Raw genomic sequence first — 16,621 nt, 5'->3', positions numbered from 1 at the left:
AGATCCTACTCCAAAACCTTAATAAACAACTCGTGCTTCTCAGAGTAGCTGTTGGAGTTAAATACCACTTTGTGCACTCCGGGTTTGAGGTTAGAGATATCGATTTTCAATTCTGCTGTTTCGTTTACTGGAATCGACCAGCTCTGCTGGGTAAAACGGATGCTAGCAGGGCTCTGACCGATAGAGAATTTTAGCGTTTCATTACCGGTATTCGTGATTTGTGTGGTGATTTGATCAACCGGTAACGTTTCGATAACCGGATCACTGAAACGGAAGGTGGGTAGCTGAACTCTTTGATCTTTCATCTCGATCCAGTTGATGGAAACTTTACGCGCGAGAGCAGCATTGTTGCTGTAAACGGAGTTTATTTGGTTGCTATCAGAATCGCTCACTTCATCCGTGCTGAAAAACTCGCCAAACGGAATTTCATAAAATAGTAGATCTCCGCGGTTGTAGGCTTCGTTCAGAACCGAATCGGTGGTCATAGTGTTGACTAAACTGTGAATTCGCCTTTTGGCCAGGTTGAGGTTGTATTTGCTTGAAGCGATAGGAGAGGCGTATCCCTGTACACCTAGCTGAATGCGCTTGCCGTTCCCGATCAGCGAGCTAATGGTATCCATTAAAGCGGTGAGAATTTCATCGCGGTCAACAACGTAGTAGTCGTAAAATTCAGACTTAAAACTCGAGTTATTTTCTGTATAAGTTGAAAGTTCTTTTCGGTAGGTTTCTATGACATCAAAGTAGGTTTGTTCAGTTGTCGTAGCGTAGGTGTTTTTATCGGGCTGGTCGTTGGGGAAATACATTTCGAGGGGCAAAAGCTTTAAGTCGATCAGCTTTTGGGTGATTTCATTGCGTACTTCCTCCACAATCAAGTTAGTATCTGGCTCTTCAACCGTATCGGGTTTGACAGGCTCTTCTTCAACTTCAGGAGCTTCGATCTCTTCAAAGCCGTAAATCTCGTTGCAGCAAGTTTTGCTCTTGATCGCCATGCCGCCTTCGCGGTTCGATACCAAAAAGCCCATCTCGTAAAGATCGTTTCTATTGAAGTATAAATCATTAACAGATGTGTTGATAGGATGGAGGAGGTTTTCCGGTTCTGACAGATCATTTGGGAATCCTGTCACACGAAAAACATCCTGTCCGCCAAACCCATTGTGCCAGTCTGAGGAGAAATAGAGGGCCTTATGAGCTGTGTCGTAATAAGGTGTGATTTCATTTCCGGGCGTGTTGATAGCCGAGAGGTTTTGCGGTTGAGAAAACTTGTCATTAGGCATCATCGAGCTGTACCAGATATCCATTTTGCCCTCACCGCGCCTGAAATCGCTCGAGAAAAACACATACCGTTTTCCATCGATCATGACAGGAAATGCCTGGGTAGATTCGTATCCGCTGCGGTTGAGTTGCTCCACGTATTCGAAGGATGTCCATTCGCCATTTTCCTTTTTTGCAGCGTAAATATGACAGTTTTCATCGCAGCGTGTCACAACCGCAAATGTTGAATCGAAGAAATAATTAGCCGTGTGGACAAAGCTCTCGTTGATGTTGTCAACTTCATCAATGGAATAAACTTCGTTGGTATCTTTTTCCACGGTCAGAACCTCAGTGAAGTAGCTCTTGTCAGCGTTCGGAATTCTCCACGAATAGCCGGTGTCGTAGCGCAGAGCAGCAAAGTAGAATGTTGAGTCGTAGCTCAACCACGGACTCAACTCTGAGTAAATCGTGTTGATAGGGTGTTCGTAGCGGTAGAATTCAACTTTGTTGCTGTCAAATTGGTGTTCGTAAGCCCATTCACAGGACTCCAGTTCTTTTTTAGCTTTTTTGGTGTGCCAGGCAGATTTGTAGCGGTAAATCTTTCCGTACTGCTCAAATAATTCGCGGGCCTGCAGGTAATTGCCTCTGTATTTTTCCATCTCGGCCTGGTAGTATAACGCGAGCGGATATTCATCCATGTCGTCCTTTTGAACTACATGAGAAAAGAGCTCGTTTGCCTTTTCGTAGTCGTTTGTCTCACGGAAAGCTTTACCCGCATTGTAAGCGAATCTCAGGTTCTGACTGTCTAGTAAAAAGGCTTTTTGATAATACACCGCAGCACCGTAGTGATCGCCCTCACGGATTGCGTCATCGGCCAGCTCGCGGAATTGATCAGGGCTCTGACCAAAACTGTTGCTACGCAGCATCAACAAAAAGATAAACCCTATGAGCGACTTTATTTTCATTACAAAAAGGTTGGACAATTTTTGAATTTCTTGCGATCCGGTTTAATGTATTCAATCGTGTACAGCAGCGCAACTTCCCACGCACCACGGTTGTTACTTGCTCTTTCCAGCGATGAAATGTTGATGTCGTACGATAACCCTATTTTCCATCTTTCAATATGCGCTCCGGCATAGAGGATTGCGGCATCGTTATGGCGATACCACGGGCCAACTTCAATGCTTTTATTTTTAAACGGAGAATCGTTGAAGTGGAATGCGAGATTAGCTCCGCCCATAATTTCCTGGTGTGGTCCCTGCCTCATATAGCGAATACCGGGATTTACATTGAATCCCTGCGAAAATCGAATGGCTGCATTTCCATGTACGCTGTAGCGCATGTTGACCTGGGCGGTTTGACCAAACCATGAGTTTTCTGGTTCAAGAGCGTTGTGAACGGCTAATCCTGCTTGAAAATATTCACGTTTCGATTTTTGTGAAGTGTACACAGCTCCAGCGTGCAGATTGAAAAAGCGTTGTGTTTCGTATTGTAAAAAGCCAGTTTCTGCAGTTGGAATATTCGGGTTAAAAGATCCGTTGTCATACTGATCATCAAAGAAAAAATCACCAAAGTTGAGTTGTTGGAACTGGAAAACTGGTTGAGCTCCCAGTGTCAATCGCTGAGTAGAATCAGACGATAACTTGAAAGTATAACTGAGCGGAACTGATATTTGCGTATTGCTGTAATCTCCGTCACCTGCAAGATCATTGTAAATCATCAATCCGAGTCCGGTAGAAGGGAGGATATTGGCAATATCGGCAGAGACACCACCCGTTTGAAATGCTCGTGTTACAGATGCCCATTGATGCCGATAATGCGCACCAAAGCGGTATTTACCTAAAAAGTTGCCGGTCAGAGCCGGATTTGTGTAAAGTGGATCATTGAAAAACTGTGTGAAGCGTGCATCCTGAGCCCTCAGCCCGATGACAAAAAAGAAAAACGCTATGTAAATTACCAGTTTGCGCACTATTTCAAAATCGTCACGTTTCCTTTTTCAAAATACTCTTGCCCGTCAATACAGATCAAATCGAGGTGATACACATAAACACCGTTTTCAACTCGGCTATCGTTCCAAATTCCGTCCCAGCCTTCTTGCTGATTGGTTGTTTCAAAAACCAGTTCACCCCAGCGGTTGTAAATCTTGAATGTAAGATCCCGAATATTTTCTCCTCTCACCAGCAGCTCATCGTTGAGGCCATCGCTATCAGGAGTGAAAGCGTTGGGCACGTAAATATCTGGCGGACCACAAATCAATTCTTCAACGACAACGGTTACTTCAGCACGGTCAGAGCACTGCGGGTACTGGCTATCAGTTACAGCCACCTCAAAAGTTGTGGTTTGCTGCGGTTGAGCGATGACGCTTGCAAGTCCGTTTGAAACGAGGACATCCTCAGGAGACCACGTGTAAGAATAAATTGATGTGTCTGGATTAGCAAGCAGATCTACAGTTTGTGATTTCAATATCGTGTCCTGACTCGCCAGGGCTGATATCACTCCCTGATTGAGTGATGAAACGTCAATTGTAGCCGTGTCTTTTCCCACACAACCACTATCGTTAATAGAGGTCACGATGTATGATGTTGTAGTAGTAGGCGTTGCAACAATACGTTGGCTATCGGTAGGAGTGATGATCGTTTCAATCGGTTCCCAGGAGAAGGTGAGCTGATTTTGCGGGAATTGGTTTTCGGCAAACAACTGAGCGGTATCGTTGAAACACACAATGCTGTCGCCATCAGTTTTGACAGTTAAATCACTCACTACTATATTGGTTGAGTCAATCGCCTCACAGCCAAAAGCAGTTGTAGCTTTGAAATAGAGTTTGTTTACGCCTCTTTCAGCTGAATAAGTAAGAGCTTGTTGTGTGGATATCGGGTTAGCAAAACTCGAAAGCGTATCCCACTGGAAAGTTGGGTTGTCACCCTGAGCTGTTCCGTTGACTTGAACCGGATTTTGGTCAGAACACGAGATGATGAGCGAGTCAGTATTTGCAGAAATGGAGTCGATCCTAACCGAGTTGTAAAGCGTGTCCACACAAACCGATGTAGCTAACAATGTTAGCGTTGTATCTGAGTTCAATTGCGCTGAAGTTGAAGAGGCGTTAGGATCACTCACAAGCCCGCTCTCAACCCAGGAGTAAGTTGTATTCGGTTCTGACTGTGAACCAATTTGTATGGTTGAATTGAGGCAACCGGTATCAGCCACATTTTCAGTAATCGGCTCAATCACTTCAATTTGCAGTTCTGTTGTATCAATTTGAGTACAAATCCCAGTATCTAAAGCAACAAGTTGAATGGTGTAAGTGCCTGAATTGCTGAATTGATAACTCGGATTTACCTGCATGCTGGTATCTCCAGTTCCAAAATCCCAGAAAAACTGGGCTGAATCAATGTGTGTTGACGTGTTATTAAAATTGATATCGTAAGGTATACAGCCAATCCCGGGATCGTCAAATCCTGTGATCAATGGATTTTGCTGTTGTACAGATAAAACTTCAACGCTATCTGTGAGCTGACAATCATTAGATGAAATAGCAGTGAAGTAGTAAGTGCTGGCAGAATCTGCCTGGAAGGTGGAATCTGTTAATGCAGTGTTGAGCGTATCGGTCAGAGTCAAATCTGAACTCCAAACAAACTGATTTCCCGTCCCAAAGCTATTTCCGCTGAGATTGAACGGGAATTGATCATCACAGAGTAGTGTGTCATTAGGGAGTTCTATTTTTACCGAATCGACCTCTACCGGCTGAAAAACGGTATCGGGGCAAACTCCATTGTCGATGATTAACTCATAAGTGAAATCAAATGGAACGGTTGTAGCAGTTCTTGGTATTGTCGTGTCTGACAAAAACTGGGAAGGTGACCAGTTGTAAGAGATTCCGGGAATAGGAGTAGAGTTAGGTCCTATTTTAACTTCTTCGTTAATGCATTTTGTTACTGTTGGGAGAGTGTAAGAAGTATCGTTGCTTACTGTTATTTCCTTGAAGAGCGTGTCATTGAGGTTACAGGAGGCGGTATCTGAAAGTACCAACATTACGTTGTAGACTCCGGCAGAATCAAAAGTGTGAATGGGTTCAAATAGGTTTGAGGTGTCGCCATCGTCAAAGTCCCAGTAGAAATTAGTAGCACTTTGTTGCAGGCTAACATTTTCAAAATCAACAGTAAATGGAGCACAACCCTGATCGGGTGCAATGAAATCAGCCACGACAAGTGGAAGTAAAAAGTCTATTTTAAATACGGCCAGATTACAGCCATTTGCGTTATTGGTTGTACTGTGAGCACCTGGATTAGGATGCGTTGGAAAATCTGATGATGGAGGAGAAGATGCGGTGGCGCAGCCGGCACAAACAGCCTGATAGACTTTTCCTTTTTTGTCAAATCTACTCGTTCCCCCATCAACGTGTTCTGCTGCAGAACCGCCCATGAATGTCGCGTAATCGAGCGATGATGCATCATCGGCAAGTTGCATGAGGTAGAAGTCGTTGCCATCTGTTGTGCTCTGAATAGGATTTCCGGCAGTGGTTAAACCGCTGGTACTCAAACTGCCGCCCTGAATGGAACTTCCCCAGCCAGATAGATAAACGGCATTACACAAGTCAACGAGGAATGCTGTTGGTGAAATATCCGGATCGCCATCACCGCTACCAAAGCGGGTAGACCAAATTATGCTGTCGAGTTGTGGAGATAATTTTGTGATGAATTGACCACCTGCAGGTACATTGTACTGAGCATTGAATATCAACTGGCCAGAAATAGCTGCTGTTTGCCCAAATATATAGACATCATCATTGTCGTCTGTTTCAACAAAGTAGCTTTGGTCATAATTATTCGAGCCCCAGTAAGAGCTGTGGATCAAACTACTACCATCTTCGCTGATAAGTGACACAAAAGCATCGATTCCACCGTTATGTGCTGTTCCTATAACTCCGCTCGTTGTGGGGAAATTAATCGATGAAGTACCACCCGAAACATACAATTGGTTCTGATCATCAAAGGCGACTGAATACAAACCATCAGCTGCAATACCGCCCAGGTAGGAGGACCAAGTGAGTGAAGTAAGATCATAACTCATTTTGAAAATAGCCGCATCCAGGTTATTTGTAGATCCCGGTTTTGTAGCCTGAAAAGGTGATCCAGCGATGGGGATATCATCTGACCTGGTACAGGTCACGATCACAACATTTTGGTTGTTGTCGATTGCGATTTCGCCTCTCACTTCATCAGCATAGTTGAATTTTGTGGGACCGTCATTGAGTCCGTCATTGTGTGTGCCGCCAAGGAAAGTGGAACCGAGTAAATTATTCCCACTAGAATCGAATCGTGAAATGACAAGGTCAGATCCAATATCAAAAAACACACCCAATCCGGCTAGCAAATTGACCTGACTTATGTTATTGTTATCCAGGTTAAATGAGGTATCATAGCTTGTCGCGATCACAGGGTAATCCTGAGATCCTGTTGTTCCCATGAGATAGAGTTCCTGATTGTCATTGACGACCAAACTGTGAGGTAGCTCGTCACCGGAGCCGCCAATGTAAGTGCTGTAGATTGGAGCAGTTCCGTTTGTATCCCATTTGGTTATGGCAATATCGGTTCCGTTAATGGATGGAAAACCAACCGGACCACCACCAGTACCGCCTGCCCAGGATGTTTGAAAAGCTCCCATTGTTGTGGGATATCCGTTGTCAAATACCGTACTGGCCGAGTAGAGGTATCCACGCGCATCAAATGTTGCTGAATACCCAAAGTTGTTGGCTGTACTTCCCGAGTAAGTGGAAAAAATTAAAGTTGGATCGATTATAAGTGGCTCTGACCGATTGTAACCATCGGGAAATTCAAAGCCGATTGATCCGTCTTCGAGTTCTTTGAAAAAACACTTTACTTCGATTTTTTCACCGTTAATGAGCTGGTAGGCAAATGGTCTGTTCTCTGAAATATCGAACAGTGAAGTGCTTAAAGTAATAGATCGCTTTCTGACAGTAATATCTTCTAAGCCAGAATATTGCCATTTTATTTTATCAGGGTCTGAGCCGGGATTGACGATGAAGTCGTACTTGAGTTGATTCTCACTCGTGTAAAGGCGCATGTCAATTCCATTGTAAAGTGACTGCCATTGCACTTCACCAAAAGCCGGAACTTTTTTCGCCCATTTATCAGGATTGTTTCCTAGATAATAATTGAACCAGTGTTTGTACTTTTCTTTTCCTTCAACCGTAGCGGGAGTTGCATCAACAAACTGCATTTTAAATGCGTGATGCTGCATTTTTTGATTCGGATTGGAATCTGCTTCAGGACTGTGGTGAAGATCCTGTAAAAGCTGTGCATCGTAGAGGTGATAGGTGAGTGCATTCTTCTCAGCAAATATATTTCCCGATGGGATTTCTGCTTTGAACAGCACATTTTCGTGAAACTGACCGTGGTTGATGATGAATTTGTAGCCGGGCTTAACAGCAAAACTCAATGCATTGCACAGCCCAAGAAAAACCAATATAACCCCGAGTCTTTTCATGTGTTCCTAAATCGAAAGTTATCAAATATAAGAATGATAATCACATTAGAACAGACGAAAATGATTCTACAAATGACGGCTTCACCCTCTTTTCACGAGGTAAACCCCTAAAAACAGAAAGAGAACCCCTAAAACTCTTGTCCATGTAATTGGTTGAACAGGAACGTTTAAGATCCCAAAATGATCGATGATAATCGCGCCTACCATTTGTCCCGTAAGTGCTGCAGCTAAAAAGTTTCCGGCTCCGATTATGGGAACAGACAAAAGTGCCATTGTCACAAATATGACTCCCAGAAATCCACCGGTGTAAATGTACCACGGATTTCCCTTGAGCATGCTCCAGGTAGGAATATCAGGATTGATGATGATGAGTAAGATGAAAAGGAAAAAAACACCACCCAAAAAGGAGATGAATGTCGCCTGGAGCGGGTGATTCATTTGTTTTCCCAAAATTCCGTTCAGTGCTCCCTGTAGCGGAATTACCAAACCGGCTGCTAATGAAAGAACGATAAATAAAGTTGAACTCTTCATAACTATTCGATTAATCCAAGACAGATTTTTAACCTCAAAATACGTTTGATGCTTTCATCAATCTGACTCCTGAAAGCTTTATTTTGTTCGTATTCAGCCTGCATTTCTTTCAAAAGCGCTGTTTCATTCGGGGGCATCAGGATCATGTCGCAACCCGCTTCAGCGGCCAGGAATGGAGCACTTTCACCAGAGCTCGTTGCGCCAACCATATTCATTGCATCAGTCGTTATAATGCCTTCAAATCCTAGTTCGTTGCGTAGCAAATCTGTCACGATGTTTTTCGAAATGCTGGCCGGAGCTCCATCAGTGCCGTATTTCTCGTTGTTTTCAACCGCTATGTGCGCGATCATGATGCTCAAGACACCTTCTTCTATCAACGGTTTGTAAACATCAACTTCCTTCAATTCGCCATCGATATAAACCAGCTTTTTATGCGTGTCACCTTCAACAAATCCGTGCCCGGGAAAATGCTTGGCACACGAAACAACATTTTCATCCTGAGTTGCTTTGATGAATGCCTTTGCTTTAGCTATCACACTGTCACGGTCAGATCCAAAGCTCCGCGACTTAATGGCTTCGTTATTCGGGCTGAGGTCCACAACCGGTGCGTAGTTGTAGTGAAATCCGAAATTTTTGATCTTATTTGAAATATCAGTCGCAACGCGGGCTGATTCTTCAGGAGATTTGATGTCAATCGTCTTTGGGAATTTCTGTTTGACATCTGGCAAACGGCTGTTGATCAACGATGGCTCAGCATCAATGCTGTAGATGAGTGGAAGTTGACTTTGTTTAGCAGAAATTGCGTTTAATGAATCGATGAATTTTTTGTGATCTGATCCGTTTCCTTTCAAAAAGATCACTCCGCCAACTTTATTGTTTTTTACAAGGTTAGCAACTGTAGCTTGTGGTTTGCCCAGCTCTCCGGCACTTGTGATGATCATTTGTGCGAGTCGCTCTGAGGGCTTTAACTCATCAAATACTCGCTGTACTTTTTCATCTAACTCTGCCCGATTGGAGTAGAAGTCACTGAGGTTGAACGACAGCTTTTTCGGCTCTGACCGTTGAGTTGTCAATTTTTCTTGTTTTGGTTGTCCGTTGCAGGCGCTGAATGTAGCGAGCAGACTAAAGAGTATCAATTTCGTTTTCATCGATCGGTTCTTTTTCCTCAATTGTTTCGGTTTGGTAACGGTGGTTGTTCATTTTGGTGAATAGTACAAAGTCGATTGCAGCGTGAGCTGTTGCTGCTGCTACAATTCCTGAGTACTCGTAAAGGTAACCAATTCCGGCAATGACGAGTGTCATGTAAGCTCCGTAAATGGATATTCGCCAGTCGCGCGGGTTGAGATAACCGTGAATGGCGACAAAGAAAATGGCTGTTAGCCAAATGCCCCAGTAATGTTGAATGACACCTCTGAACAGAATTTCTTCACCTATTCCTGCGCACAAAGACATGAATAGTGAATCCCAGGTATTCATTTTAAAGGATTTCACGAGTTTGCCGTAGCGATTGAGGATATCGCTCATGAATTTTGTGAGTGTGATGCGCCATGCGCCAAATCCGGCAATTACTCCGATAATGGCACCAATGAGTAGCTGCATGTACCACGATTGTTCAAATGACCAGGGAAAAGAGCGGGGCTGGTCTTCAACAAATCCTACAATTGTAATTCCGACAAGTGGAAACCCGATAAGGGTAATGAGGCCGAGAAAATATAAGCGTTTTTTATTCATTCAACTTCACCTTTTCGTGAGGCTGAACAAATGTGCTACTTTAAAGAGAGTACCGCAAATTTAGCTTGCAGATGTTGAATCGGGCTGTGATGCATTTACCGTTGCGCTATCCTCTGCAGGTTGTTCAGTCTGGGACGGAATGGCTTCAATACAGTTTGGATTGTTTTTATCGGCTGATGCATTTTTCGCGAGATTCTTGAGTCCGCCTTCAAATGTAGTTTTGATAGCTGTTTTAACAATCACTCCAAAAATTCGCTGGAATGGGTTGCTGCCCATATTTGTTTCAAATTTCCAGGTTACTTTAGTGCCGTCAGCAACTTCCTGGAAGGAGAATGTACCGTATGATTTTGTGGACTGACCAAAATCGATTTCAGATTTAATTCGTTTGTTTTTTTCAACTTCTATGTATCGTAGCTCTCCTGATCCCTGATCTGGGCTTTCCCAGCTGTAGTTAGCACCTAACCCTTTTTTGACCTGTCCGTATTCGATTTTCATTGCCGAATCAAGTTGTTCCCATGGCGACCATTCAGTTCTTTTTTCGAGATTATTTACGTGATCGAAAACTGCGCAAACAGGAGCGTTCACGACTTTTGAAACGCTCAATTCAACCTTGCTCGGTTGCATATAACCAACTACAATTACAATTAGTAGTAGTCCTATTAAAGTAAAACCTATAATTTTGAGAGCTTTCATGGTTTCTTAATTTTGGTAGTGCAAAATAATTAAACCTGTTGAAGTACGCGTGTTAGCGTAATCCCTTTTGATATAAATATTTGTGCGAATTGTGGAACTATTGCGTCACACTATTATTGTAGTTTTATTTATGGGCTTTTTGGGAGCTAATTCGGCTCATGCAAAGGGCGATACTCTGTCGGCTATGGTAATGTACGGTGAAGAGATGCTCTTTGAAGAGGTAGAGGAGCTCGACAGGTCTGAAGCCTTACATTACAGGGACTCTTTAGCTGCTCTCCCAAATGCTTCATCAAAATTGATACAACAGTTAGATCTCTATCTGTCGATTCCAACCATGACTTTTGATGAAGTCTTCACAGTGATCGACTCGTTGTTTGAACTCGACACTATTCCGTACCCGCTCATCAACCAGATCAATTATTTTGTTGCTCATCACAACTTTGAGGAGAATGAAGGTTTTGATACTTCAGCTTATCCGGCTTCATTTTATTATCCTGAGTGGAATACCAGCGTTCCTAACCCTTACAATTCTAACGAGTTAATAGCTTCTGATACCGTGATCAATTTACAGCTCACAGGAAGCAAGCTTTTGCAGGAATATCATCATCCTTATTCCGGTAAAATCACCTCTAAATTTGGCTGGCGCGATGGTCGGAACCACAATGGCGTGGATATCGATCTCCAGGTTTGGGATCCGGTGAAGGCTGCATTTCCGGGAATGGTAAGAGTTGCAAGATATTACGGTGGTTATGGTAGAGTAGTGGTTGTTCGCCACTACAACGGATTGGAAACGATTTACGCACATCTCCATCGATTTAAAGTGAAACCGGGCGACTTTGTCAAAGCCGGAGATGTTGTTGGTTTGGGAGGTTCATCTGGTCACTCAACTGGCAGTCACCTTCACTTTGAGGTTAGATTCAAGGGAGTTCCGCTCAATCCGCACACGTTTATCGATTTCGGTTCTGAACGTGTGGAAAACGATGTCCTTGTTCTCAAAAAGACACAATTTGGCTATGCTGCTTTTCCGGCCGGTACGCACTTTCATAAAGTAAAACGTGGCGATTTCCTCTATAAGATTGCAAAACAGTACGGAACATCGGTTAGTGAGATTTGCAGGATGAACGGAATCAGTAGAAATCAAACGCTCTACGTGGGGCAAAAGATACGGGTGATATGAGTTTAGATCGATTTGACCTCACCAATTGGCGAACTCACCCTACTGCAAAAGGAATTGAGGTTTTCTTTTTCAAATCTGTTGAGCAGGGCGATTATTTTGAACAATTGCTGAATGAAAATGAAATCTGGTACGAGAAGGATGTTGACACTGAACAGGATCATTCGAGAAAGGTGATGTTTGCGGTCAGATCCAACGATGTAAAACACGTGAAACCGCTTAACAACATGGCTATTGGGAAATACCGTAAGCGTTTTATCCCTTACAAAGGATTACGAATAATTCTATTGGTTTTTCTTTTGATCATGCTCACTTTGTTAATTGTTGGACTCTTCAAAGCATAAAACTCTTAATATTGCGTTACGCCATTATGAAGAAAATACTGAGTGCAGTTAGTATCGCTTTATTAACACTTGTGTCGTTGAGTTCTAATGCTCAGGAACGGGTGCTTACTTTTGGAGTGCAGTTCAAGCCAATGCTCCCTGTTAGCTTTTTAAATGCACGAACAGTTTCAAAGACAGAAAACAACGTTACTTACAGCAATAATCAACAGTTTGGCTACAACGCAGGCGGAATGATCCGTTACGGGATCAGTGATCGTTTTTCGATTGAATCTGGTATTTCCTACGTGCAGCGCAACTTCAACTTAAAAGTCGACAGCCTCAACAACAGCTTTGAAGCGAATATGGATTATCGCCTTATTGGATATGAAATTCCGGTTATGGGTCTTGTTTTCATTCAGCTCGATGATCGTGTTTACATGACAGCCGGAATGGGAGGTGTGATAGACCTATTTCCTTCTGATGTATTCAGCGAAGCTGATCGCGGAGACTACGTCCACGAAACGGTTCGCAGAAGTTGGATACAGGGATCTGTCATGGCGAATTTAGGTTTTGAGTTCAGACACAAAAAACATGGAATATTCTACGTTGGCGGATCATTTCATCAACCATTTGATAGCTTTTACCTCTCCAAGATCGGTTTTTTCGATTCTCCATTAACAGAGAATACTCTCGATATTGAGGGAACATATCTCACCCTTGACTTCCGTTATTACTTTCCTGAGCCTCCTATGAAGAAGAAGGTGAAGGAGTAATATCACTTCTCCTCCATGAAATTGGAGTAGTGGTCGTAATGACTGTAGATTGATTTTACGTAATTATATGGTTCAACTCCGCGGCAGTAACCGTGTAAAACAACTTCGTCCTGATAGTATTCAGGATTACTTTTCTTCAGGAGCATAGAAGCTACGTTGTTGTCCCATTTATCAGGATCTTTGTCGTATTTTTTTGCCAGTCTGCGAGCATCTTTCACGTGACCAAGTCCAACATTATATGAAGCGAGCGTGAACTTGAGTACGTCAGTAGTATCATCGAGTTCTCGACTCCAGTAATTTTCGATCCAGTCCATGTATTGTGTACCGGCAAAAATGTTCGGCTCAGGAAGAGCAAGTTGATGTGAATCCACACCGTACTGAATTGCAGTTGCGGGTAATACCTGCATCAGTCCAACAGCTCCTGCCCATGACTTAATGTTTGGGTCAAAATTACTTTCCTGCTTGACAACAGAAGCGAGCAGAGGCCAGTCCCAGTCAATTTTATTGGCGTATTGCTTAATCATATTGTCGTATGGAGATATCATACCTCCACCTTTTAAGCTGTAATTGCTCTCTGCCTGTCTACTCTTTTTGCTCCACTTGAAGTACTTGTTGTAAATATAAGCGTAGTCGCTGGTACTTTGCTCAGCTGTGATCCACTTATTGACAGTATCTAAAAGATTATTTCCATTTTTCGGTAAAGCCCAGGCGATGTTCTGACTAAAAGAAATAGAAGTTTGAATATCGACATTGGGATAAAATGGTTGGAAGAAACGCGCTACATTTTCATCTTCAATAGAATACTTTATTTGTCCGCTGCTCACCATTGAAAGAATACTATCAGCTTCAACAACACCAGCGAGCTCACCAACGTGAATAGTATCGCCAATTTCATCACTTAAATTAACTAATCTGTCGTAAAAAGAAGTTCCGGTTCTCACATAAACAGTTTCGTTTGCCAGTTCAACCGGGTCGCGAATAAGATCCCGCTCAACCTGATTGCGTGTGAGTCTGCGGAAATTATCAGGCATTTTTTGTACAAGAACCTGCTTGGTTCTGAGGTGAGGTTCTGAAAACAAAAAACGGTTTTTGCGAGATGAAGTAACAGTGAGGTTAGCTGCAGCAATGTGACCTTTACCGGTTTCAAGGCTATCGAGAAGTGCATCGATGTTATCGACAACTTTTATTTCTAAATCTACATCGAGGTATTTGGCAAAAAGATCGAGCAACTCGTACTCATAACCCATCGGTTGACCTCTGTAAATAAAATAACTGGTAGCGCTGTTATCAGTAAGAGCGATGAGCTTATCCTTTTCGAGAATATCTTTGAGAACATCAGATTGTTCCTGATCCTGGACTTTAGCTTCTTGTTCTTCTTCTGCCGCATCATCATTACAACCGGCAAAAGCAAAAACGAATAAAGCTATCCAAACAGCTTTACGGTTAAGTAGAAAACTCCAAAAATTACGACTATTGCTAGTAAAACTTTCCATGTTCCTTTAAAATATGCAGGTGTTCGTTTAAAATCTTTTCTATATGCTAGGCCGATGAAGATAATAAAAATTACGAACACCGCAACGGCAAATACGAGTTGACTATCTGAAAAGTTCATGTTTAAACATTTTGCGCAAAACTATCTTTAATTTGCATAATTCTTTACAAGTGGCTGAAAAATGCAGTACTTTGCAAGATTGATGTTATGAAATATATCGGTTACATAACGAGTTTGTACCTGTTGATGTTTTTGCTTTCGTGCGAGACAGAACAACCCGATATTCCGCAAACTGAAACACACCCCAAAAGGGAAGGTAAAAACGTTGTAATGAGCCTCCAGTTTGCCGAGTTATTCAACGATATAGCTTTTGAAACAGCAACTTCACTTATTGTAGATACATCAAAGGTTGAATACCAGGGTAAGTACATTACAAACTGTTCAGATACTACAATCACCACAAATGAAAATGGAAGAACTGATGTGGAAATACAGTTCAATTCATGTACGCTCGAAGAATCAATAAGTCTGGATGGTCAACTCGTGGTAGAAGTGAGGGGAAACACACTAGAGCAGGGATCTTTTTTCACGGTCAGAGCCGTAGACCTCAGGGTAGACGACTACGTATTGAGTGGAACAGTTAGAATCCAGCAGCTAGGTTACACCCAAGACGAAACGATTCTCTTCAAAACACGCATTGAGGAGCTCAACTACATGGGTATTGTAGGTTACGGAGCTACATTTTCAGGTGAGTTTGATCGCGAATTCAAGAGTGGTTTTCACGACAATATTTTTTACGATGGTCTCGAAGCTCACAATAACGATGAGTTTGGAATAACCGGAGGGGGCGAGATAGTTGGAGGAAATCTTGATTCAACCATGGTTCTGATCGATAAAGAATTGGAAAAACGGAATGAATGTGTTTATTTTTCAAGAGGTGTTATCACACTAACAACAAAAGGAAAACCCTCTCGCACACTTAACTGGGGAAATGGTTCATGTGATAACAAGGTGAAAATGACAACGAGTAAAGGAGAGTACGATATTGAATTAATGAATCTTTAAACTGTAATAATCAATGGATAAAAAAGCACTTGAATTTCTTGAAAAGTATGTGAATACTGCATCACCAACAGGATTTGAATCGCCCGGACAGGAAATGTGGCTAGACTATCTCAAGCCACATGTAGATGAGTATTTTACTGACAATTTTGGATCAGCAGTTGGAGTCATAAATCCTGAGGCTGAATACAAAGTTGTTATTGAAGCTCATGCTGATGAAATTAGTTGGTTCATTCATTATATCTCTGATGATGGTTTTCTTTATGTAAGGAGAAATGGCGGATCTGACCACATGATTGCACCTTCAAAAAGAGTGAATATTCAGGGCGAAAAAGGAGTTGTGAAAGGAGTTTTTGGCTGGCCGGCTATTCACACACGCAAGAGCAAGGAACAGTATCCTAAAGTTGATAATATCTTTATCGATTGTGGTTGTACATCAAAAGAAGAAGTGGAAAAGCTCGGAATTCATGTTGGAAGCGTAGTGACGTTTGAGGATGAGTTTATGGAGCTCAACGATCGATATTACGTTGGTCGAGCGTTGGACAACCGAGTTGGTGGATTCATGATTGCTGAAGTAGCTCGCAGATTAAAAGAAAATGGAGATGAATTGCCGTTTGGGCTTTACGTTGCAAATGCAGTTCAGGAAGAGATAGGAACTCGAGGAGCCGAAATGCTCGTTGAGCGTATAAAGCCTGATGTTGCTATTGTAACTGATGTTTGTCACGACACGCAAACACCGCTGATTAATAAAAAGACTGAAGGAGATCTTGCAGCGGGAAAAGGTCCGGTGCTCAGCTATGCACCTGCAGTTCAAAATAACTTACTCAAGCTGATCATGGACACAGCAAATAAGAATAAAATCCCATTCCAGCGATTAGCAGCCTCACGCTTTACAGGAACAGATACTGATGCATTTGCCTACGGTAATGGTGGAGTTGTAGCAGCATTGATTTCATTGCCTTTGCGCTACATGCACACAACGGTAGAAATGGTGCACAAGAAAGATGTGGAACAGGTAATCGACCTGATCTATCATGCCGTTAAGTCGATCAAGAACAAACAGGATTTTCGATATATTAAGTAGAAG

At 42.6% G+C, this 16,621-nt stretch carries 13 protein-coding genes; 5 read left to right on the top strand and 8 right to left on the bottom strand.

Features of this window, described 5'->3' with window-relative positions; genetic code table 11:
* Positions 1 to 5: 5 nt before the first annotated feature.
* The 7 genes from F3059_RS06490 to F3059_RS06460 all read right to left on the bottom strand — a co-directional run bounded on the left by F3059_RS06490 (position 6) and on the right by F3059_RS06460 (position 10,710).
* A complete protein-coding gene (locus F3059_RS06490) occupies positions 6 to 2,216 on the bottom strand; it encodes a tetratricopeptide repeat protein (protein ID WP_151167409.1) in 2,211 nt (736 codons plus the stop codon).
* Positions 2,216 to 3,220: a PorP/SprF family type IX secretion system membrane protein gene (locus tag F3059_RS06485; protein WP_170265085.1), complete on the bottom strand. Its 1,005-nt coding sequence runs from the start codon at positions 3,218 to 3,220 to the stop codon at positions 2,216 to 2,218. The genes F3059_RS06490 and F3059_RS06485 overlap by 1 nt, the downstream gene beginning before the upstream one ends.
* Complete coding sequence (locus F3059_RS06480; protein WP_151167405.1) at positions 3,220 to 7,755, bottom strand: DUF7948 domain-containing protein; 4,536 nt, start codon at positions 7,753 to 7,755, stop codon at positions 3,220 to 3,222. Before F3059_RS06480 ends, F3059_RS06485 begins: the two co-directional genes overlap by 1 nt.
* Before the next feature lie 81 nt (positions 7,756 to 7,836).
* A complete protein-coding gene (locus F3059_RS06475) occupies positions 7,837 to 8,286 on the bottom strand; it encodes a DMT family transporter (protein WP_151167403.1) in 450 nt (149 codons plus the stop codon).
* 2 nt (positions 8,287 to 8,288) lie between these two features.
* Complete coding sequence (locus F3059_RS06470; protein ID WP_151167401.1) at positions 8,289 to 9,434, bottom strand: glycoside hydrolase family 3 N-terminal domain-containing protein; 1,146 nt, start codon at positions 9,432 to 9,434, stop codon at positions 8,289 to 8,291.
* Complete coding sequence (locus F3059_RS06465) at positions 9,409 to 10,017, bottom strand: CPBP family intramembrane glutamic endopeptidase (RefSeq protein ID WP_151167399.1); 609 nt, start codon at positions 10,015 to 10,017, stop codon at positions 9,409 to 9,411. The genes F3059_RS06470 and F3059_RS06465 overlap by 26 nt, the downstream gene beginning before the upstream one ends.
* A 60-nt stretch (positions 10,018 to 10,077) precedes the next feature.
* A complete protein-coding gene (locus F3059_RS06460; protein WP_151167397.1) occupies positions 10,078 to 10,710 on the bottom strand; it encodes an SRPBCC family protein in 633 nt (210 codons plus the stop codon).
* An 82-nt stretch (positions 10,711 to 10,792) separates the two neighbouring features.
* Here F3059_RS06460 and F3059_RS06455 point away from each other — a divergent pair, with 82 nt between their 5' ends.
* The 3 genes from F3059_RS06455 to F3059_RS06445 are packed head-to-tail and all read left to right on the top strand — an operon-like array spanning position 10,793 to position 12,980.
* Positions 10,793 to 11,887, top strand: a complete 1,095-nt coding sequence (locus F3059_RS06455) for a peptidoglycan DD-metalloendopeptidase family protein (RefSeq protein ID WP_170265084.1) — start codon at positions 10,793 to 10,795, stop codon at positions 11,885 to 11,887.
* A complete protein-coding gene (locus tag F3059_RS06450) occupies positions 11,884 to 12,228 on the top strand; it encodes a hypothetical protein (protein ID WP_151167393.1) in 345 nt (114 codons plus the stop codon). Before F3059_RS06455 ends, F3059_RS06450 begins: the two co-directional genes overlap by 4 nt.
* 26 nt (positions 12,229 to 12,254) lie before the next feature.
* Complete coding sequence (locus F3059_RS06445) at positions 12,255 to 12,980, top strand: outer membrane beta-barrel protein (protein WP_151167391.1); 726 nt, start codon at positions 12,255 to 12,257, stop codon at positions 12,978 to 12,980.
* 2 nt (positions 12,981 to 12,982) lie between these two features.
* Here F3059_RS06445 and F3059_RS06440 read toward each other — a convergent pair whose 3' ends face one another.
* Positions 12,983 to 14,473: an MltF family protein gene (locus F3059_RS06440; RefSeq protein ID WP_151167389.1), complete on the bottom strand. Its 1,491-nt coding sequence runs from the start codon at positions 14,471 to 14,473 to the stop codon at positions 12,983 to 12,985.
* Positions 14,474 to 14,679: 206 nt separating this feature from the next.
* Here F3059_RS06440 and F3059_RS06435 point away from each other — a divergent pair, with 206 nt between their 5' ends.
* Positions 14,680 to 15,537: a hypothetical protein gene (locus tag F3059_RS06435; RefSeq protein WP_151167387.1), complete on the top strand. Its 858-nt coding sequence runs from the start codon at positions 14,680 to 14,682 to the stop codon at positions 15,535 to 15,537.
* Positions 15,538 to 15,550: 13 nt separating this feature from the next.
* Positions 15,551 to 16,618, top strand: a complete 1,068-nt coding sequence (locus F3059_RS06430; RefSeq protein ID WP_151167385.1) for a M42 family metallopeptidase — start codon at positions 15,551 to 15,553, stop codon at positions 16,616 to 16,618.
* The last annotated feature ends 3 nt before the right edge of the window (positions 16,619 to 16,621 follow it).

The sequence above is a fragment of the Salibacter halophilus genome (assembly GCF_008806325.1).
GTDB classification, from domain to species: Bacteria; Bacteroidota; Bacteroidia; order Flavobacteriales_G; family Salibacteraceae; genus Salibacter; species Salibacter halophilus.
The sequence above is the reverse complement of the archived record's forward strand: the minus strand, read 5'-3'. Positions and strand labels throughout refer to the sequence as shown.